Annotated in this window: 19 protein-coding genes; 6 read left to right on the top strand and 13 right to left on the bottom strand. The window is 36.1% G+C overall.

From position 1 onward, the window contains the following. Nucleotides 1–1188, bottom strand: a complete 1188-nt coding sequence (locus tag CHELV3228_RS01185; RefSeq protein WP_082199163.1) for a thiolase family protein — start codon at nt 1186–1188, stop codon at nt 1–3. 669 nt (nt 1189–1857) lie between these two features. On the opposite strand from CHELV3228_RS01185, the gene CHELV3228_RS01180 reads away from it, so the two are divergent. Then, the gene (locus CHELV3228_RS01180) at nt 1858–3042 is read left to right on the top strand and encodes a DUF2972 domain-containing protein (protein ID WP_082199162.1); all 1185 of its coding nucleotides are present in this window, start codon (nt 1858–1860) and stop codon (nt 3040–3042) included. Between the two features lie 14 nt (nt 3043–3056). Here the strand turns inward: CHELV3228_RS01180 and CHELV3228_RS01175 are convergent, their stop codons facing one another. Beyond that, nucleotides 3057–3899 (bottom strand): carbon-nitrogen hydrolase family protein, encoded by an 843-nt coding sequence (locus CHELV3228_RS01175; RefSeq protein WP_082199161.1) that lies wholly within the window; start codon nt 3897–3899, stop codon nt 3057–3059. A gap of 132 nt (nt 3900–4031) precedes the next feature. Here CHELV3228_RS01175 and radA point away from each other — a divergent pair, with 132 nt between their 5' ends. Then, nucleotides 4032–5372, top strand: a complete 1341-nt coding sequence (radA, locus tag CHELV3228_RS01170; RefSeq protein WP_082199160.1) for a DNA repair protein RadA — start codon at nt 4032–4034, stop codon at nt 5370–5372. A gap of 28 nt (nt 5373–5400) precedes the next feature. On the opposite strand, the gene CHELV3228_RS01165 is transcribed toward radA, so the two are convergent. Beyond that, complete coding sequence (locus tag CHELV3228_RS01165; RefSeq protein ID WP_082199159.1) at nt 5401–6858, bottom strand: DASS family sodium-coupled anion symporter; 1458 nt, start codon at nt 6856–6858, stop codon at nt 5401–5403. Between the two features lie 128 nt (nt 6859–6986). On the opposite strand from CHELV3228_RS01165, the gene dapB reads away from it, so the two are divergent. From dapB to pyrC, 3 genes are read left to right on the top strand one after another with little or no spacing between them, the layout of a single operon-like run. Further along, nucleotides 6987–7715: a 4-hydroxy-tetrahydrodipicolinate reductase gene (dapB, locus tag CHELV3228_RS01160; protein ID WP_082199158.1), complete on the top strand. Its 729-nt coding sequence runs from the start codon at nt 6987–6989 to the stop codon at nt 7713–7715. After that, nucleotides 7716–9056 carry an amidophosphoribosyltransferase gene (gene purF / locus CHELV3228_RS01155; RefSeq protein WP_082199157.1) on the top strand — a complete coding sequence of 447 codons (1341 nt, stop codon included), beginning with the start codon at nt 7716–7718 and terminating at the stop codon, nt 9054–9056. 2 nt (nt 9057–9058) lie between these two features. Continuing rightward, the gene (gene pyrC / locus CHELV3228_RS01150) at nt 9059–10054 is read left to right on the top strand and encodes a dihydroorotase (protein WP_082199156.1); all 996 of its coding nucleotides are present in this window, start codon (nt 9059–9061) and stop codon (nt 10052–10054) included. 24 nt (nt 10055–10078) lie between these two features. On the opposite strand, the gene CHELV3228_RS01145 is transcribed toward pyrC, so the two are convergent. From CHELV3228_RS01145 to CHELV3228_RS01130, 4 genes are read right to left on the bottom strand one after another with little or no spacing between them, the layout of a single operon-like run. Continuing rightward, complete coding sequence (locus CHELV3228_RS01145) at nt 10079–10300, bottom strand: hypothetical protein (protein WP_082199155.1); 222 nt, start codon at nt 10298–10300, stop codon at nt 10079–10081. Nucleotides 10301–10350: 50 nt separating this feature from the next. Next, complete coding sequence (locus CHELV3228_RS01140; protein ID WP_082199154.1) at nt 10351–11070, bottom strand: class I SAM-dependent methyltransferase; 720 nt, start codon at nt 11068–11070, stop codon at nt 10351–10353. Between the two features lie 3 nt (nt 11071–11073). Next, nucleotides 11074–12456, bottom strand: coding sequence for an FAD-linked oxidase C-terminal domain-containing protein (locus CHELV3228_RS01135; RefSeq protein ID WP_082199153.1), 1383 nt, complete (start codon nt 12454–12456; stop codon nt 11074–11076). Next, nucleotides 12453–13163 (bottom strand): plasminogen-binding N-terminal domain-containing protein, encoded by a 711-nt coding sequence (locus CHELV3228_RS01130; protein WP_082200718.1) that lies wholly within the window; start codon nt 13161–13163, stop codon nt 12453–12455. The genes CHELV3228_RS01135 and CHELV3228_RS01130 overlap by 4 nt, the downstream gene beginning before the upstream one ends. Before the next feature lie 115 nt (nt 13164–13278). On the opposite strand from CHELV3228_RS01130, the gene pgp5 reads away from it, so the two are divergent. After that, nucleotides 13279–14427, top strand: coding sequence for a peptidoglycan metallopeptidase Pgp5 (pgp5, locus tag CHELV3228_RS01125; protein WP_082199152.1), 1149 nt, complete (start codon nt 13279–13281; stop codon nt 14425–14427). 17 nt (nt 14428–14444) lie between these two features. Here pgp5 and CHELV3228_RS09990 read toward each other — a convergent pair whose 3' ends face one another. From CHELV3228_RS09990 to hddA, 6 genes are all read right to left on the bottom strand, one after another. Further along, nucleotides 14445–14522: a hypothetical protein gene (locus CHELV3228_RS09990; protein WP_172461475.1), complete on the bottom strand. Its 78-nt coding sequence runs from the start codon at nt 14520–14522 to the stop codon at nt 14445–14447. Between the two features lie 62 nt (nt 14523–14584). After that, nucleotides 14585–15085, bottom strand: a complete 501-nt coding sequence (locus tag CHELV3228_RS01120) for a protein NO VEIN domain-containing protein (RefSeq protein ID WP_167562778.1) — start codon at nt 15083–15085, stop codon at nt 14585–14587. 29 nt (nt 15086–15114) lie between these two features. Further along, the gene (hddC, locus tag CHELV3228_RS01115; protein ID WP_082199150.1) at nt 15115–15792 is read right to left on the bottom strand and encodes a D-glycero-D-manno-heptose 1-phosphate guanosyltransferase; all 678 of its coding nucleotides are present in this window, start codon (nt 15790–15792) and stop codon (nt 15115–15117) included. Beyond that, on the bottom strand, nt 15792–16376 hold the full coding sequence (gene gmhA2 / locus CHELV3228_RS01110; protein WP_082199149.1) for a D-sedoheptulose 7-phosphate isomerase: 585 nt from the start codon (nt 16374–16376) through the stop codon (nt 15792–15794). The genes hddC and gmhA2 overlap by 1 nt, the downstream gene beginning before the upstream one ends. Nucleotides 16377–16379: 3 nt before the next feature. After that, nucleotides 16380–17573 (bottom strand): class I SAM-dependent methyltransferase, encoded by a 1194-nt coding sequence (locus CHELV3228_RS01105; protein WP_082199148.1) that lies wholly within the window; start codon nt 17571–17573, stop codon nt 16380–16382. After that, complete coding sequence (gene hddA / locus CHELV3228_RS01100; RefSeq protein WP_082199147.1) at nt 17570–18589, bottom strand: D-glycero-D-manno-heptose 7-phosphate kinase; 1020 nt, start codon at nt 18587–18589, stop codon at nt 17570–17572. The genes CHELV3228_RS01105 and hddA overlap by 4 nt, the downstream gene beginning before the upstream one ends. Between the last annotated feature and the right edge of the window lie 24 nt (nt 18590–18613).

Here is an 18613-nt window from a genome sequence, read left to right as displayed (position 1 = left end):
TTACCTTTCTATCTCAACTACAGCAGCAATTCCCTGTCCGCCACCAACGCACAAAGTCGCCAAACCTAAATTTTTGCCCCTAGCTCTTAAGGCATAAATAAGACTTACCAATATCCTTGCTCCACTCGCACCTATGGGATGTCCCAAAGCAATAGCCCCACCATTAACATTTACCCTATTTACATCAGCCCCAAGCTCTCTAAGCGTGGCTAAACTTTGGGCTGCAAAAGCTTCATTTGCCTCTATAAGCTCCATATCATCAATACTTAAATCAAGTTCTTTAAGCACCTTTTTCGCCGCAAAAGCCGCACCTATACCCATAATGCTAGGCTCTACACCCACACTAGCAAAACCTTTAAGCTTCGCTAAAATGGGTAAATTTAACTCAAGTGCTTTCTCTTTAGAACTTAACAATAACATAGCTGCCCCATCATTAACCCCCGAAGAGTTACCAGCGGTAACAGAGCCATTTTTATCAAAGGCAGGTTTTAAACGCGATAAAGCTTCTAAATTTGCATCTTTACGCACAAATTCATCTTCACTAAAGATAAATTCTTTTTTCTTATCTTGAATTTTTAAAGGCAAAATTTCCGCCCCAAAGGCTTTATTTTCAATAGCTTTTGAGGCTTTTAATTGAGAATTGAGCGCAAATTCGTCTTGCTCTTCGCGTGAAAGCTCATATTTTTTAGCTAAATTTTCTGCGGTAATGCCCATATGACAATCACTCAAAGCACACCAAATTCCATCTTTAATCATACTATCGATTAAATTTTGATGCCCCATTTTATAACCAAGCCTAGCATTTTCAAGTAAAAAAGGCGATAAAGACATATTTTCAACACCGCCACATAAAAGCATATTTGCATTATTAAAACGAATCGAGTCAAAGCCAAGCTGGACAGCTTTTAAGCCCGAACCGCAAAGCATATTAACAACAAAAGCCGTTTTTTCCAAGCTTACACCACTATTTATAAGAACTTGTCGCGCCACATTTTGCCCACAACCCGCCCCCAAAACTTGTCCCAAAATAAGCTCATCAATCAAATTTTTATCTAATCCCACTTCATCAAGCAAAGATTGAGAAAGTGAACTTGCAAGCTGGACGGCTGTTGTCTGCTTTAAACTGCCTAAAAAAGAGCCGATAGCTGTCCTTTTTGCAGCCATTATAACCACTTCTTGTGTTTTCATCACTTCTCCTTTTTATTTAAAAATTTAAAATAACTTTAATTAATAAATCTAAAAAAGAAAAAATATTTTCAAACAATCAAAACAAAATATTACTTTTGGTAACATTTATTGTAAAAAAAAATTAAAATAACTTGATATTTTTGTTTGTGTAAAAAGTTACAAAAAGTAATAATTTCTACCTTATTGATAACAAATTTCTTAAATTTACCCATACAAATATTTAATTTCGAGTTTTAAATTAAGACTTAATTTTAAATATTATTTATTGTTTTGTTTTATACTTATTCAAATTTAGATAAAACCTAAATAAAATCTTTAACACGAGGAAAAAATGAACCAGTCAACTATCACATTGATTGCAACGATAAAAAGATTTATCAATTATTGTTCTTACCAAGTTGAAACACTTGTGGGGGGGGGGGGGGTAGTAAGCCCTGCACTTTAAAATTTCAATTTTCTTTCTTACTCATAAAAACCTTACTTAAATCTTCAAATTTAAAAGCCTATAAAGAAGTAAAACCTCTTTTAAAAACACCTTATATTCCTTTAAAAATTTTACTTTTACAAAATTTATCTTTTGTCTCACAACATTTTGATGAAGTCAATTTATGGCTCAATTCTAAAGAATTTAAAGACAAATATGAAAGGGAAAACCACCCTTATCCTCCTTTGTTAGACCCTGACAAGCTTAATGATGAAAATTATATTTTAAATTATGAGAAAATTCCTGCTGAAAAAGCTTGGGAAATGAATTTGCCTTTGCCGAGAGTTTATAAAGCCGTCTTTTTCATTTTTGGAGCTTCTGCTCATGGAACAATTTGGGATTTTTTTACAAAAAGCTTTGATCTAAGTTCTATTTTTGTAACAGGTGAGTGGGATCAGCTTTATATTTCAAACTTCTATTCCATAAAGCAAAAAGATGCTGCTGTTTTTTCTAAATTTTTTGGTAGATATGACATACAGCAAGATTATAAAAAAATCTATCTTGCTTCACATTTACCTTTTTTGATATTAGTAAGAGACCCTATAAGTCGTTTGAAAACTATGGTTAATCACGGAGGATATAGAGATGTCGCCATGATAGAAAACACAACTTTTCATCTTAATGATAACATTGACGAAGTTTTAGATAGGAGAAGATTTCACAATTATTCTTTGTATCCCAATACAGAAGAAACTATGCCTTATTTAATAGAATGTGCTAAAAATGTCAATTTCTCCTATACTAGCACAGCTGAAATTTGCGAAAAACAAGTATATTACATGGATGCTAATGAAGTTAATTCCGATAAAGTAATGGAAAGTATGAGGTTTTATGCCAAGTTTTTTGATAAAGACTTAGATGAGGAAAGATTAGAGAGCTTGGAGGGGTATTTGAAAGAAAAGAAATTTAATCTTTTAACATACATTATTCCTCTTACAATGCAAATTTCCTTAAATGAAGAATTTTTAAATATAAACATAGGACTTAAATTTTTACACAAATGTCCATCGCGCCAAAGTATCGCAAAAGAAATTTTTTCTAAAGATTATGAAATTTTAAAAATTGTGGATTTTACTATGTCAAATGAAGAATTTTTGAAATTAAAAAAAGATGAAAAATTATTTCGAAAAGCAAAATCCTACCTAAATGACTTTATACTTTGCTTAAGCGATAAATATAAAGCTTATGAAAAGCATTTTCAAAAAGAAACAGATATTTTAACTTATTTTAAAACACATAGACAAGAGGCTTTGATATTTAAAAAAGTATTTGACAAAGAATTTACCCACATTAAAGCAAATCGCCCTGACATCGTAGCTTCGTGGAAGTATTATGGGGAATTTGAGAGGATGTGTGAGAGAGGTAGTTAAACCACACCTCTAATTTAATCTTTTAAAGCCTTATACATTTTTTGACAAAGTTTTAAATTTAAATCTTTAAGATAAGTCAAATTCTCTCTTTGCGCCTTAACCTCATCAAGCTCAAGCTCCACACAGCTCATTCCCTCATACTCGCCAAGCTCTTGGATAATTTCGCCTTTAGGATTGATAATTTTAGTTTTCCCAGCAAATTTGACATTTTTATCTTTTGCCTTAGAAAATTCCTGCCCACAACGATTTGCTGCCACTACAAAACAGCCACTCTCTAAAGCTCTAGCCCTACTTGCCAAATCCCACACATAAGCCCTAGCTTTGCCAAAAGCCGCAGGATAAACTAAAATTTGCGCCCCTTGTAAAGCCAAAAACCTCGCCCCCTCACTAAAGCCTATTTCATAACAAATTCCAAGTCCAAGCTTCACTTTAAAATCCTTAAATTTCAGCTCAAAAATGGGATATTTCTTCCCTCTTGAAAATCTTTTCTTCTCATTATCGTAAAGATAAATTTTGCGGTATTTACCCACAATGCCTTTTTTAGAAAGTATATAAGCTGTATCATAAAGCTTATTTTTGCTTTTCTCTATACTATTTGCAATGATGTAAGAATTATAAATTTTAGCCAATTCTGTCAAAGGTGCTAAAACGGGATTCTTTATATCATTTAAATCAATCGCAAACGAAGTATCTTTATCTTCTATGCAATAGCCACTATCAAAAAGCTCAGGTAAAACGACAATTTTAGCTCCATCTTCTAAAGCCTTTCGCACTAAAAATACAGCTTTTTCTATATTATTCTCACGCTCATAAGCCACAGGAGAAAACTGAATACTTGCAAGTTTTACTTTACTCATAAAAACTCCTTTAATGTAGATAATTATTAATTGTAATTTTAATTATTTTAAATTATTATTAAATATATTTTTAATTTAAAATTCTTGGTTAAAATGCAAGTAAAATTAAAAATTCTGTTACAAAGTGAAACAATGGCAAAAAATAAACTCGTTTTCGAATGCAAAGCTTGTGGAAATCAGCAAAGTAAATGGCTGGGAAAATGTCCGGAATGTGGAGCTTGGGACAGCTTTGTAGAATTAAAAGCTGAACAAGTTGCTATCCTAAAAGAACTTTCTAAAAAGATAAACACGCAAAGCGAGGCGATTTGTATCGAAGATGTGGAGCTTGAAAATTTCACGCGTATAAGCACGGAAGATGTGGAGCTTGACCTTGTTTTGGGCGGTGGGCTTGTGGAGGGTTCGCTTATCTTAATAGGCGGAAGTCCGGGCGTTGGCAAATCCACACTTTTGCTCAAAATCGCCTCAAATTTAGCGCGTAAAAACAAAAAAGTTTTATATGTTAGTGGAGAAGAAAGCAAAACGCAAATTAAACTAAGAGCCGATAGACTTGAAGCAAATAGTCCAAATTTATTTCTTTTAACCGAGCTTTGTTTTGAAAATATCATCGAAGAATTACGCAAACAAGACTATGAATTTTTAATCATCGATTCCATTCAAACACTTTATACCTCAAAAATCGCCTCCGCCGCAGGTTCAATCACCCAAGTAAGAGAGCTTACCTTTGAACTTATGCGGATTAGCAAGATGAAAAATATCAGCACCTTCATCATAGGACACATTACAAAAGACGGAGCTATCGCAGGTCCTAGAGTTTTGGAACATATGGTTGATGTGGTGCTTTATTTCGAAGGCGATGCCACTAAAGAAATAAGACTTTTAAGAGGCTTTAAAAATCGCTTTGGAAACACAAGTGAAGTGGGAATTTTTGAAATGAGTTCGCAAGGCTTAATCTCAGCAAAAAATTTAGCAAGTCGCTTTTTTTCACGCACAAAAGCAAGTGCTGGAAGTGCGCTTAGTGTCGTGATGGAGGGAAGCCGTGCGCTTGTGCTTGAAATTCAAGCCTTAGTATGTGAGAGTTCTTATCCTAAAAGAAGTGCCACAGGCTATGAGAAAAACCGCCTTGATATGCTCTTAGCACTATTAGAACGCAAACTTGAAATCCCTTTGGGACATTATGATGTTTTTATCAATGTTAGCGGAGGGGTTAAAATCAGCGAAACGGCGGCGGATTTAGCAGTCGTCGCAGCAATCATCTCAAGCTTTAAAAACCGCCCTTTAAGTAAAGATAGCGTTTTTATAGGAGAGCTTAGCTTAAATGGCGAAATTAGAGAGGTTTTTAACCTTGATGTGCGTTTAAAAGAGGCTAAAATGCAAAATTTCAAAAACGCCATCATACCAAGCAAAGCTCTAGAAAATTCTGGTTTAAAATGCTTCGTGGCAAAAGAAATTTCACAAGTTTTAGAATGGATGTAAAATTTATCCTCCATTTGAAGGATAAATTTTAATGGAAAGTCAAATAAGGCATAATAAATTCCACCCAAGGAATTCCCACAAAAAGATAAATACCCATATAAATCGCAGCAAAAATCCCACCCAGTAAGAAAAACTGCGGTCCTTTAATATAATTACTTCCAAACCACAAAGGAGAACAGCCCGTCCCATAAGGAGTAATCACCCCCATAAAGCCCATAGGCAAAACCAAAATAAGCATAATCAAAGCAGGATTAGCACCCTCAATGGAACTCGCCAAAGAAACGAAAATCGCAATGATAGCCGTAACATAAGCCGTCCCTGAAGCGAAAAAATACCTCAACCAAGAAAAAAGCATTAAAAGTAAAATCATCGCTATAAAGGGAGTAAAGCCCGTTAGCTTACTTCCTAAAGCGTTGGCTAAAAAGTCTAAAAAGCCTACATTTTTAAGACCACCTGCCATAGTAACAAGAGTGGCAAACCACACTAAGGTATTCCAAGCAGGTTTATTAGATAAAAAATCCTGCCACGAGATAACCTTACAGGCTATCATTAAAATAATCATCAGTAAAGCCGTAGTTGTGGCGTTAATTTTAAAAAAACTCGCTCCCACCCAAAGCACAAGCCCTATAAAAGCGATGATAAGCATAAAAATTTGAGAACGAGGCATTTTCCCTAGTGCTTTATATTTTTCCTCCGCCCAAAGTGCTATTTCTTTAGAGCCTCTAATTTCAGGCGGATAAATGAAAAATCCTAGCAAAGGCGTGATGATAAAAAGGATAAGCCCCACAGGCAAAAAAGCCAAAAACCAACTCAGCCAATCCACCACCGCAACGCCGTTTTGATTGATTAAGGATAAAGCAAGGGGATTAGGTGCTTGTCCCGTTAAGAAAATAGAACTTGAAACACAACAACTTGCCAAGCCCACCCAAATAAGATAAGCACCTATTTTTCTAGGATTTTTATCCGCATAGCTTTCAAACATCGGTGCGATAGAATTTACGATAGGATAAACCGTCCCCCCACTTCTTGCGGCATTACTAGGGATAAAAGGGGCTAAGATTAAATCCACTATGGCTATGGCATAACCCAAACCAAGAGTGGATTTTCCAAGCTTTGAGACAAGATAAAGAGCAATTCTTTCCCCTAAGCCTGTTTTAGAAAATCCAAGCCCTATGGTAAAAGCCGCAAAAATCAGCCACACAACAGAATCCGAAAACCCAGCCAAGCCCCATTTTATCGCTACGCTATCTTTGATAATCGTTTCAACATTACCCGAACCCACAGGTCCAACCTTAAACAAAACAGCTATGGTAACGGCTATCACACCAATTAAAGCCGGTGCAATAGGCTCTAAAATAAGTCCCACAATCAAACCTACAAAAATGCTTAAATAAAGCCAAGCATTTGGGCTAAGTCCTTGCGGAGTGGGGATAAGGTATATCAAAAAAGCAAACGCAAGGGGTGCTAAGAGCTTGATATAAAACATTACTTTCTCCTCTTTGTTGATTTCATTATTTTATTATAGCATAAAAAATATTAATGTGCCATTTTAAAACTAATCTTAGAGAGGATTAAAAAATAAATGATAAAATTTAATTTTCTAAAAGGAAATTAATGACAAATATAGGAATTTACGGCGCAAATGGGCGTATGGGACGAATGATAGAGCTTTGCTTAGGAGAAGAAAAAGAAGTAAAACTTGCTATGCTTTACGATAGAGGTGGGAATTTAGATGAGCTTTTTGAAAAAAGTGAAGTGATTATTGATTTTTCTTCGCCACTTGGCACAAATGAACTGATAAATTACGCTAGAACCTCTCCAAAACCTTTAGTCATAGGCACGACAGGACTTGATGAGAAAATTATGCAAACTCTTCATAACGCAAGTGAGGTAATGCCAATTTTTTACGCGACAAATATGTCTTTGGGCGTAGCGGTGCTAAACCATCTAGCAACGAAAGCAAGTGCTATGCTTAAAGAATTTGACATAGAAATTTTAGAAATGCACCACCGCCACAAAAAAGACTCTCCAAGCGGCACGGCGATGACTTTAGCTACAAGTGTCGCAAAAGCAAGAAATTTGGAGCTTTCTAAGGTAAGAATTAGCGGACGCGACGGCTTAATAGGCGAAAGAAGCAAAGAAGAAATCGCTGTAATGAGCTTAAGAGGGGGTGATATAGTAGGCAGACACACCATAGGTTTTTACGAGGATGGCGAATTTTTAGAACTCAATCACACAGCTACTTCAAGAGCGACCTTTGCTAAAGGTGCGATTAAAATCGCTAAATGGCTTTGTAAAAAAGAAGCAGGGCTTTACTCCATTAATGATTTTTTAGGAATTTAAATGTGTGCGGTTGTAGGAGTTATCAATTCATCAAATGCTAGCACTTACGCGTATTACGCACTTTTTGCTATGCAGCACAGAGGACAAGAGGCAAGTGGCATCAGTGTAAGTGATGGCGCGAAAATAAAGACAATTAAAGCAAAGGGCGAGGTGAGTCAAATTTTTAACCCTGAAAATTTAAAAACTCTAAACGGAAGCCTAGCCATAGGGCATAACCGCTATTCCACCGCTGGAAATTCTAGCCTTAATGATGCCCAGCCCATAGCGGCTACTTGCGTTTTAGGAGATATTGCCCTAGCTCATAATGGAAATTTGGTTAATAAAGAAGAAATAAGAAATGCCCTTATAAAAGACGGAGCGATTTTTCGCACCAATATGGATACTGAAAATGTTGTGCATTTAATCGCAAGAAGTAAAAAAGAAAGCTTGAAAGAAAGATTTATAGAGAGCTTAGAAAAATGCGTGGGGGCGTATTGCTTTGTTTTAGCGAGTGCAAATAAGCTTTATGTCGTGCGGGATAGATTTGGAGTGCGACCGCTCTCTCTAGGGCGTTTAAAAGATGGAGGCTACATCGTAGCTAGTGAAACTTGTGCCTTTGACTTGATAGAAGCGGAATTTATTCGTGATGTAAAGCCCGGAGAAATGCTAATTTTTACCCAAGGCAAAGAAGAATTTGAAAGCTTACAACTTTTTAAAGCAGAGCCTAGAATTTGTGCCTTTGAGTATATTTATTTTGCGAGACCTGATAGCATAGTCGAGGGCAAAAGCGTGTATGAAACGCGTAAAAAAATGGGAGAAAGTTTAGCAAAAAAATTTAACCACAAAGCCGATTTAGTCGTGCCTGTGCCAGATAGTGGAGTAAGTGCTGCCATAGGCTTTGCCCAGCATTTAAAACTCCCGCTTGAAATGGCGATAGTAAGAAATCACTATGTAGGACGCACTTTCATAGAGCCCACACAAGAACTTAGAAATTTAAAAGTCAAGCTCAAGCTTAACCCTATGCGTCCTGTTTTAGAGGGTAAAGAAATCGTCGTGATTGATGATAGCCTCGTGCGTGGAACAACCTCTAAAAAAATCATCTCTTTACTGCGTGCGGCAGGGGCTAAAAAAATCCACCTTGCCATAGCTTGCCCCGAAATCAAATTCCCCGATTTATACGGCATAGACACACCGACCTTTGAAGAGCTTATCAGTGCAAATAAAAGCACTGAGGAAGTGAGAGAATATTCAGGTGCGGACACTTTAAGCTTTTTAAGCATAGAAGAGCTTGTTGGGAGTATAGGAAATGAGAGGGCTTACTCACTTATAAGCTTTGATGGAAACTATTTTATTAAGGAATGAAAATGAAACTTACAAATCCTCTTGATATGCACTTGCATTTAAGGGATACTCCTATGCTTGAATTCGTTACGCCTTATTCTGCAAAAGATTTTAGAGCTGCTGTGATTATGCCAAATTTAATTCCTCCACTTTGCGATTTGAAATCTCTAAAAGCCTACAAAGAACGCATTATAAAAGCGAGTAATGACTCACTTTTCACGCCTTTAATGACTCTTTTTTTTCAAAATTATGAAGCGAAATTTTTAGAAGAAGCAAGAAGTGAAATTTTTGGCATTAAGCTCTATCCTGCTGGGATTACCACAAATTCAAATAATGGCGTTTCAAGCTTTGATTTAGAATCTTTAAAGCCGACACTTGAGGTAATGAGTGCTTTAGAAATTCCTCTTTTAATCCACGGCGAAACGAATGATTTTGTAATGGATAGAGAGGCTAATTTTGCCAAAATTTATGAAAAATTTGCCAAAAATTTCCCACAACTTAAAATCGTAATGGAACACATCACCACAAAAACCCTTTGCAAACTTCTAAAAGATTATGAAAATTTATATGCGACCATTACCCTACATCATCTTATTTTAAGCCTTGATGATGTCATCGGTGGCAAAATGCAACCACATCTTTTTTGCAAACCCATAGCAAAAACCTATGAGGATAGGGAAGCTTTATGCGAACTTGCTTTTAGTGGATATGAAAAAGCGATGTTTGGAAGTGATTCAGCCCCCCACCCAAAAAGCGAAAAAGAATGCTGTGGCTGTGCGGCGGGAGTGTTTTCCTCCCCTGTGGCTTTGAGTGTTTTAGCAGAGCTTTTTGAAAAAAATTCCAACGAGGCAAATTTGCAAAAATTTATCTCAAATAATGCCTGTGCGATTCACAAGCTAACTTTTAAAGAAAATAAAATCATAGAACTCAAAAAAGAAGAGTGGGAAGTGGAAGAAAGCTATCATCAAATCGTGCCTTTTATGGCTGGGGAAAAATTAAAATTTCGGGTGAGCGATTAATCCCGGCCTTAAAGGCGGAAATCTTTAAGCTTTATTTACAAGAGCGTCCCTTATATCTATGACAAGATAAATTACAAAAAAGCTAAGAAATAAAGCAATAAAACTACCTATCAAAGATGATAATCCAAAGAAAAATCCAACACTAAACATCATAACAAGAGAAGAAATCAAAGCTATGACAAAACTTGCAACCACAATCACATCAAGAATCAAGCGTCCAAATTTTATGACAAAATCCTTAACCATTAAAACTCCTTTAAAAAAATCGAAGCGATTATAACAAAAAAAAAAAAAAATTAAAAGTCATTTATGATTAAAAGCTTGATTTTGGATTTTATGGTTTCCGCAACATCGTCTTTTACAAGGCTCTTTATCTCGTCTTTTGAGGCTTTAATCCCATTCATATCCAAATGCCACAAAACATTTTCAATCGCCTCTTCACGCGTCCTTTGCACAAAACGCTCTTCCTCAAAAATAGCCTTATGAAAAGCAATGTTCTTTTTTATCAAAAAGCTTTCAAAATCCTCTTTATAAAAACCTTTAAATTCCGTCTTAAAATGCTTGAAAATAGGGTCTAGAAAATCACTTTTTCTATAATCAGCCCACCCCAAATAAATCTTAACTTTAGCTAAATTTAAAAAGTCTTCATAATCTTTTTCATTTTGCAAAGCTGGGGACATACTTAAAAAAGCGATGTCAAAATGCGAATTTGCATTTTTTTGTTTCCACTCTTCAAAACTCAAATTAACACTTTTAATGTTAGAAAGCTTTAAATTTAGAGCATCTTCTTGCAAAATCGTAAGCATAGCCTTAGCACTATCAAGTGCGAGTATTTCTTTTGCCAAAAAAGCCAAATGCAAAGTCCAAACACCAGTGCCACAGCCTATATCAATGACACTTTTGTCTTTAAAATCAAGCCCTAGTTTTTCAAACTCTTTAAAAGTTTGCCTTTGAATTTCATTTAAATCTTGATGAAATCTTGCGTAAGTTTTTGCCTTTTTATCCCATAAATTCATAAACTAAAGCCCCATTTTAAAGGGATTTAAAATATTATTTGAATCAAATGCCTTTTTAATATTTCTCATTAAATTCATCTCTGCTTCGCTAAAAGCAAGATTCATAAAGGGTGCTTTCGAAATACCTATGCCGTGTTCTCCGCTTAGCGTTCCACCAAGTCCAACCGCAAGTTTAAAAATTTCCTCCACAGCCTCATAGCCTTTTTTAACCTGCTCTTTATCATCTTTATCTTTTACCATTACATTTGTATGCACATTACCATCACCAGTATGCCCAAAACAAGGAATTTTAAAGCCGTATTTTTGCGAAACTTGCTCGATGCCCTCCAAAAGCTCAGGTAATTTTGAACGCGGCACGGTAATGTCCTCATTGAGCTTTAAAGTGCCATACATCGCTATACTTTGAGAGCAATTTCTCCTAGCAAACCATATATCGGCTACTTCAGTTTCATTTTGTGCGATTTTAAATTCCAAAGCTCCAGCTTCTAAAAAATACTCCCTTAAACGCCTTAAATCCTCCTCCACACTTTCCTTAACATTTCCATCAACATCGCAAATTAAAATCGCTCCAGCTTCTACATTTAAGCCCTTGTGAAATTTCTCTTCCACAGCCCTTATGCTTAAATTATCCAAAAATTCCATACTCACAGGATTTACACCAGAAGCTAAACTTTTATAAACAGCATTCATCGCGTCTTTCACACTTGCAAAAGTCGCAAAAGCCGTCTTTTTAAATTTCGGCATAGCGATGAGCTTTAGGGTAAGCTCACTTAAAACCGCCAAAGAACCCTCGCTCGCAATTAAAATTCCCGCCAAATTATACCCAGCCACATCTTTAATGGTGCGTTTTCCAGCCCTTATTACATCACCATTTGGAAGCACCGCTCTTAATGCCATTACATAATCTTTCGTAATGCCATATTTCGCCGCTCTCATACCACCAGCATTTTCACTGACATTTCCCCCTAAGCTTGAATATTCCATACTTGCAGGGTCAGGCGGATAAAAAAGCCCGTATTTAGCCACTTCTTTTTGTAAGGCTATATTAATCACTCCCGGTTGCACCACAGCGACTAAATTTTCTAAATCTATCTCTAAAATTTGATTCATATGCTTTTCAAAACTTAAAATCAAACCCCCATTAATCGCTAACGCCCCACCCGTAAAGCCAGAGCCTGAACCTCTTGGAATGATGATAATTTGCCTATCGTTGCAGTATTTTAAAATGGCACTAATGTCCTCTTCATTTCTAGGAAAAAGCACCCCATCAGGCAAATAATGATTCCTTGTCGCATCATAGCTATAAGCTCTTTGATGAAGAGTGTCAAAGTGTGCATTTTCCTCGCCTAAAAGCTTTTTAAAATAGCTTTTAAATTCCTCTTTCATTCTTCTTCTTTCGCTTTTCTTAAATCAATCAAAGCTTCATAATAGCGGTAAAAATTCCCCATTTTAATCTCATTAAAATCAAAAAAATTACTCTCATATCCGCTCACCCTTGAGTAAAATGGCGTTTGCAAGGCTTTAGGTTTAACGCTTAATGGCTCTTCATATAAAGTCATAAAGCTTTGACAATCGACAATTTTAAATTTATTTTCTAAAGCAAAAACCAAAACACCCACAGCATTTTCGGAGCAAAATTTCCTAAGGTCTGAACGCTTTGGAGCAAGTCCTGCGGTGCGTATGAGCTGTGCGCCTAAAATATCAATGTGTGTGAAATAAATTTGAGGGAAATTTTGCACTAAAAAATCATAACTTTGCTTATCAGGGGCAATTACCAAACCTCTATCATACAAGAAATTTAAAATAACCTCATCGCCCACTTCTGGTAAGACATTTGGTAAAGGCAAAGCTTCTTGTGCTAAAGAATCAAACACGCTAAATTCAAGCTTAGCGATACCATTTTTCTTTTCTATCACTTCAGCCCTTGCGATGATACTTTGCGATTCTTTGAAGCGGTGCATTACAACCCCACTAGAATAAAGGGTTAAATTCTCACTATCTTTTACATAACCATAAATATCTTCGACTTTTAAAAGTGGTGTAGAAAGGGGTTTTAAATTAAACTCAGCCATTAAGCTTAAGCTTGAAATCATCAGCACTAAAATCAGTTTTAACACACTTACTCCTTGTAATAAAATGTTATTATAATCGCTTTTCGTTAAAAAATTGTAAGTAAAATTAAGATTTTAATCAAGCAAAAGGCACTTTATGAAAAAAATTATCACTTTATTGATTTTATTTAATAGCTTTGTTTTTGGTTATTCCAGTGTAGAAGAAAGACTATGGGATAATGGCGACACACTTTTACAATTTTTGCAGAGAAATTCCATACCTATAGCTTTATACTACAATCTTGACAGAGAAGACCAAGAACTAGCCTCAGAAATCGCATCAAGAACAAAATATCAAATTTTAAAAGACGGCAACGGACACATCGAGCAAGTGCTAATCCCCATTAGCGATGAGCTTCAAATTCACATCTATAAAAGTAAAGACGGATACAAACTTACTTTCACGCCTGTGGATTATACTAAAGAAGAGAGAGTTTTACGCATAGAAGTTAAAAATACCGCCTATCAAGATGTCTATGAAGAAAGCCAAAGCTCAACCTTAGCAAGGGCTATGGTAAGGGCTTTTAAAGGTAGTGTAAATTTTCGTTCTATCCAAAAGGGTGATAAAATCACGCTTTATTATTCTCAAAAAAGGCGCGAAGGCAAACTTTGGGGCGACATTACTATCCATATGGCTATCGTTGAAATCAATAAAAACGCTCAAGAAATTTTCCTCTTTAATGATACTTATTATGGACGCGATGGTAAAGAACTAGAATCTTTTCTACTCGCAAAACCTGTGGTTTATAAAAGAATTTCTTCTTATTTTACCACCGCACGCTTTCACCCTGTGCTAAAACGCTACCGTGCACACCTTGGTGTCGATTATGCTGCACCCACAGGCACACCTGTAAAAAGCTCTGGAAATGGCACGGTTACTTTCATAGGCACACAAGGAGGCTATGGTAAAGTGATTAAAATCAAACATGCCTCAGGCTACACGACCCTTTACGCACATCTTAGTCGCTTTGCTAAAATCAAAACAGGACAAAAAGTCAAGCAAGGAGAGCTTATAGGCTATGTAGGCTCAACAGGTATGAGCACTGGACCGCATCTTCATTTTGGCGTGTATCTCAATAATAAAGCTATCAACCCTCTTTCAGTCGTCAAAATAGCAAAATCCGAACTTAGCGCTCAAGCTAAAGCGGAATTTAGACAAAAAATAAGTGCTTATGAAGAAGCAATGAATAAAATTAGCACAAATCCTCCAAAAGAAGAGGAATTTGGAAATTATATCGAATTTTAAATAGCTAATGCCCTGCTTTAACAATAAGTGGGGTCTATCTTAAACTGAAGCATCTTTGCACCCTCTCCACCTCCATCACCGCCTTTTCTTTGCATAGTAACCTTAACGATTTTGACTTCCTTGTGGAGAAAACCTATTTCTCACACTCTTTTTATATCTAATTCTTTATTAAATCCATAACTTTTAATCTTTCACAATTTTGCGCCATTTCATACTCTTTTTGCGTGAGTAAAAACTGCCCCTTATCTTCACTAAGTCCCTTAACCTCTACGCAAATTTGCTTATGATTTAAATCAAGCTTAAAATCAAAACCGCAACCAAATTCTCTAACATCAAGCACATTAAAATTTACAAAATGCTTTTTAAAATTTTGTAAAAAATACTGCTCCGCAGCCTTACCTGTGGCCACTCTTTTGATAAAACTTGTCTCTAATTTAAAATCTAAAAATTCACTCACTTGTAATTTTGCTTCATAATTTTCAATTAAAAAGCTAGAGATTAAATTTTTAAAAGATTCAAATTCTATATCTTTATATTTTTCAAAAATGATTTTTGTATAAGTTCTAAGTTCTCTTTTGTGCCAACCCTTTCTAGCATTATCAAAATAAGGGTCAAATTCATCTCTATAATTTTTAATATTACTAGGCTTACCTTGCAAAGAAAGCCCTAAGATGTTAAAGGCTTAAGTCATTTGCCGCCTTGCAAATGGGAAAATTTTTCATAATCCTGCGGGATTCCTATATCGATAAAATAACCCTCAAAAAGCCCTGCCCTAGCTTTTAGAGCTTTAAAATTTGCACTTAAAAATTCCTCAAAGCTAAATTTATCCTCTAGCAAAAAGCCCTCAAAAATACGCCGTGAAAGCAAATAAATTCCCCCATTTATCAAACCCTCTTCACAAAAGCATTTTTCCCTAAATTCTACTATCTCACCCACATCATCAACGCGGACAGCACCATACCTCTCAAAATCTTGCATTTTTTTTAAGGAAAGACAAATTTTTGCCCCATTTAAGCGCAAATTTTTTAAAGGAATTTCAAAAATGCTATCCCCATTTAGCACAAAAATTTCTTCTTCCTTGCAAAGATTTAGAGCCTGTTTTACTGCCCCTCCCGTGCCAAGAGGTTCTTTTTCTACGCTATATTTTATCTTTATGCCTAAAAAGGAGTCTTTAAAATGTGCTTGTATCACCTCGTATTTATAAGAAACGGCTAAAACCACGCTTGTAACACCCTGAGCCTTTAAATACTCGAAGATAAATTCCAAAAAAGCTTTGCCATTGATACTCGCCATAGGCTTAGGCACATCTTTTACCACCTCTTTAAGGCGTGTGCCAAGCCCTCCACAAAGAACGATAGCCTCCACTAAAAGCCTTTGCCAAAAAGCTCTTCCTCAACGATAGCACACAAAATATGCCCTATGACGATGTGAGATTCTTGTATGCGTGGAGTGCAAGTTGAAGGCACTTTAATGCAGTAATCACAAAGCTCCCCCATCGCCCCTCCATTTTCTCCCGTCAGTCCCACGCTTAAAATGCCCTTTTCTTTGCACACCTTTAAAGCTTCTAAGATATTTTTAGAATTTCCGCTCGTTGAAATTCCTATGAAAACATCGCCCTTCACACCTTGTGCTTGAACTTGTCTTGAAAAAAGCTTTTCGTAGCCATAGTCATTACCTATCGCTGTTATTATGCTTGTATCAGTCGTTAAAGCGATGCTTGGAATTCCCTCCCTGTCAAAATAAAAACGGCTTACAAATTCCCCAGCGATGTGCTGTGCGTCCGCCGCAGAGCCACCATTTCCAGCCAAAAGCGTCTTTTTGCCGTCCTTATAAGCCTTAATAAGCTCTTTTGCGACCTTTTCTATCAATGCTATCAATGCTTCATCTTCTAAAATTTGCTTTTTAACTTTAATACTTTCTTCAAAATGTTCTTTAATATACGCTTTCATATTTCACTCCTTAAATTGAATTAATTCCACTCCCTTAGCCATTCTTATTAAGTCTCCCTTAAACGCACCCTGTTTCACAAAATCCAAAATTTCCTTATGATAAGCGTGGTTTTCGTGGCTTGGTATCGCCATTATAAGACAATCTAATAGCTCTAAGCTTTCTTTACTTGGGTATTGTATCAAAATATTTGTATCTCTCATATACTTCCCAACTTTATCCTCGTTTATCTCAAAGGCGCAAACGATTTTTTTATAATTTTCTGCACTAAGATGATTAAGCAAACTATGTGCTTGAACGCCCCCTCCATAAATTCCAATTTTCTCATACTTTTCACAAAGCTTATTAAGTCTTTTAATCTCAAGCTCAAAAGACTCTTTTGTAAAACAATCATAAATCACCACGCCCTCACGCTCAAAGCGTTTTTGTGCGTTTTTCTTAAAAAATAATCCTAAATGTTGATAGTCAAAATAATATACTTCCTCGACAAATTCACAACCCAAACTCGCCATTACATTAATAATACTTGCCTTTTGATAATAGCCACAATGATCGTGATAAATATCAAAAAATCTTTTATGCCTAAAAATATCCAAAGCATTTGGCACTTCGATATAGATAAATGCCCCATCTTCTAAATACGCACTCACATTTTCTAAAAATGAAAAAGGCTTGAAAATATGCTCTAGCAAATGCCTAAAAATGATGAAATCTACCTTTTCACTCACTTCTTTTTGTAAAAATTCCTTAGAGAAAAAACCTTGTATATGTTTGATATTAGAGACTTTTTGCACCGCTTTGCTGATGGGTGATGGGTCTATGGTGTAAATGTTTTTCACATCGTGCGCTAAAGAAAGTGCTAAATCACACTGCCCAGGAGCTATTTCCACGACAACAGCGTCCTTTTTAGCATATTTTAAAATGCTTTCTTTTATCTCTAAGATATGCCGCGAAAGGCGTGGTGTAAAATTTTTAGTTTGGTAAAAATCCTCACTCCTATAAGCTTCACTCATTTTTTCCTCGTCAAAAGTCTCATTTTCTATATAGCCACATTCTAAACACTGAGAAAGGGTAATATTACCCCCCCCTGCAAGATTCCTTGCTTCACTAGATAATAATTCACAAGAAATATAAACATTTTCTGCTTTAAAAACTAAAATTCTTTCGCTTTGTTTGTTACAACAAGCACATTTTTTCATACTCTCCACGATTTTGCTCCTTCTTTGATAAATGAAAAATTTGCTACATAGCCTCCTTGCTTGTTTAAAAGCTCGCAAAGGCGGTATTTTGCGGTTGGCTCACAGAGGAAAAACATAAAGCCTCCAGCTCCCGCACCGCTTGTTTTCCCACTATATGCGCCGTTATTTACCGCTAGATGATAAATCCTCTCAAGCTCATCATTACTCACTATCTCGCTTATAGTCTTTTTACTTCTCCAACTTCGCTCTAAAATTTCACCAAGCCTCTTAAAATCCGCTCTAAACAACGCCTCTTTCATATCAATGGCATCTTGCTTAATACTATGCATCGCTTCAAGGCTTTTTGAGTCTCCTAATTTACCCTTTTTATGCTCCTCTATGTCCTTAGCCTCTCTTTTAATGCCTGTAAAATAAAGCACCACTCTACTTTCTAACTCACTCACAATGTAATTTCTAATACGCAAGGGATTTACAATCACGCGTTTATCAGCGTAAAATTCCATAAAATTAAAGCCTCCAAAAGTCGCGGCGTATTGATCTTGTGCGCCACCGACTATACCTAAATCCTCTCTTTCTATCTCGTAGGCTAGTTTTGCTATCTCATACTCGCCTAAGGGCAGATTAAGCCACTCAGCATAAGCCTTTAACATACCCACAACTAAGGTAGAACTCCCCCCTAGCCCCGAGCCGCTTGGCACATCGCTATAAGTATGCAAAGAAAAGCTTAAACTCTTTTGCGTATAGTCCTTAACAATGCGGTTATAAACGGCTTTAAAAATGTCAAGTTTGCCGTCATTTTCAAGCTCTAATTTACTTTCATACTCACAACGCCCACCAGTGTCTGGTGAGTCAAAGATGATTTTGCCATCATTTCTTTCTATCAAAGTGCAATGCACAAAAAGCGAAATGGTCGCGTTTAAAACATAACCCGTGTAGGTATCACAGTATAAATTTATATCAGTCCCCCCACCTGCAAGTCCTAGGCGAAGGGGCGTTTGTGAGCGTATGGTCGCCATTGTTTTCCTTTTTTAGTTAAATTC

This window comes from Campylobacter helveticus, assembly GCF_002080395.1.
GTDB classification, from domain to species: domain Bacteria; phylum Campylobacterota; class Campylobacteria; order Campylobacterales; family Campylobacteraceae; genus Campylobacter_D; species Campylobacter_D helveticus.
Note: the sequence above shows the minus strand (reverse complement) of the source record. Positions and strands in the feature narration are given on the sequence as shown.

Excerpts from the sequence above, each read along its gene's own strand:
- CHELV3228_RS01185 (WP_082199163.1), bottom strand. The coding sequence starts at position 1,188 with ATGAAAACACAAGAAGTGGTTATAATGGCTGCAAAAAGGACAGCTATC.
- CHELV3228_RS01175 (WP_082199161.1), bottom strand. The coding sequence starts at position 3,899 with ATGAGTAAAGTAAAACTTGCAAGTATTCAGTTTTCTCCTGTGGCTTAT.
- radA (WP_082199160.1), top strand. The coding sequence starts at position 4,032 with ATGGCAAAAAATAAACTCGTTTTCGAATGCAAAGCTTGTGGAAATCAG.
- CHELV3228_RS01165 (WP_082199159.1), bottom strand. The coding sequence starts at position 6,858 with ATGTTTTATATCAAGCTCTTAGCACCCCTTGCGTTTGCTTTTTTGATA.
- dapB (WP_082199158.1), top strand. The coding sequence starts at position 6,987 with ATGACAAATATAGGAATTTACGGCGCAAATGGGCGTATGGGACGAATG.
- purF (WP_082199157.1), top strand. The coding sequence starts at position 7,716 with ATGTGTGCGGTTGTAGGAGTTATCAATTCATCAAATGCTAGCACTTAC.
- pyrC (WP_082199156.1), top strand. The coding sequence starts at position 9,059 with ATGAAACTTACAAATCCTCTTGATATGCACTTGCATTTAAGGGATACT.
- CHELV3228_RS01145 (WP_082199155.1), bottom strand. The coding sequence starts at position 10,300 with ATGGTTAAGGATTTTGTCATAAAATTTGGACGCTTGATTCTTGATGTG.
- CHELV3228_RS01140 (WP_082199154.1), bottom strand. The coding sequence starts at position 11,070 with ATGAATTTATGGGATAAAAAGGCAAAAACTTACGCAAGATTTCATCAA.
- CHELV3228_RS01135 (WP_082199153.1), bottom strand. The coding sequence starts at position 12,456 with ATGAAAGAGGAATTTAAAAGCTATTTTAAAAAGCTTTTAGGCGAGGAA.
- CHELV3228_RS01130 (WP_082200718.1), bottom strand. The coding sequence starts at position 13,163 with ATGATTTCAAGCTTAAGCTTAATGGCTGAGTTTAATTTAAAACCCCTT.
- pgp5 (WP_082199152.1), top strand. The coding sequence starts at position 13,279 with ATGAAAAAAATTATCACTTTATTGATTTTATTTAATAGCTTTGTTTTT.
- CHELV3228_RS09990 (WP_172461475.1), bottom strand. The coding sequence starts at position 14,522 with ATGCAAAGAAAAGGCGGTGATGGAGGTGGAGAGGGTGCAAAGATGCTT.
- gmhA2 (WP_082199149.1), bottom strand. The coding sequence starts at position 16,376 with ATGAAAGCGTATATTAAAGAACATTTTGAAGAAAGTATTAAAGTTAAA.
- CHELV3228_RS01105 (WP_082199148.1), bottom strand. The coding sequence starts at position 17,573 with ATGAAAAAATGTGCTTGTTGTAACAAACAAAGCGAAAGAATTTTAGTT.
- hddA (WP_082199147.1), bottom strand. The coding sequence starts at position 18,589 with ATGGCGACCATACGCTCACAAACGCCCCTTCGCCTAGGACTTGCAGGT.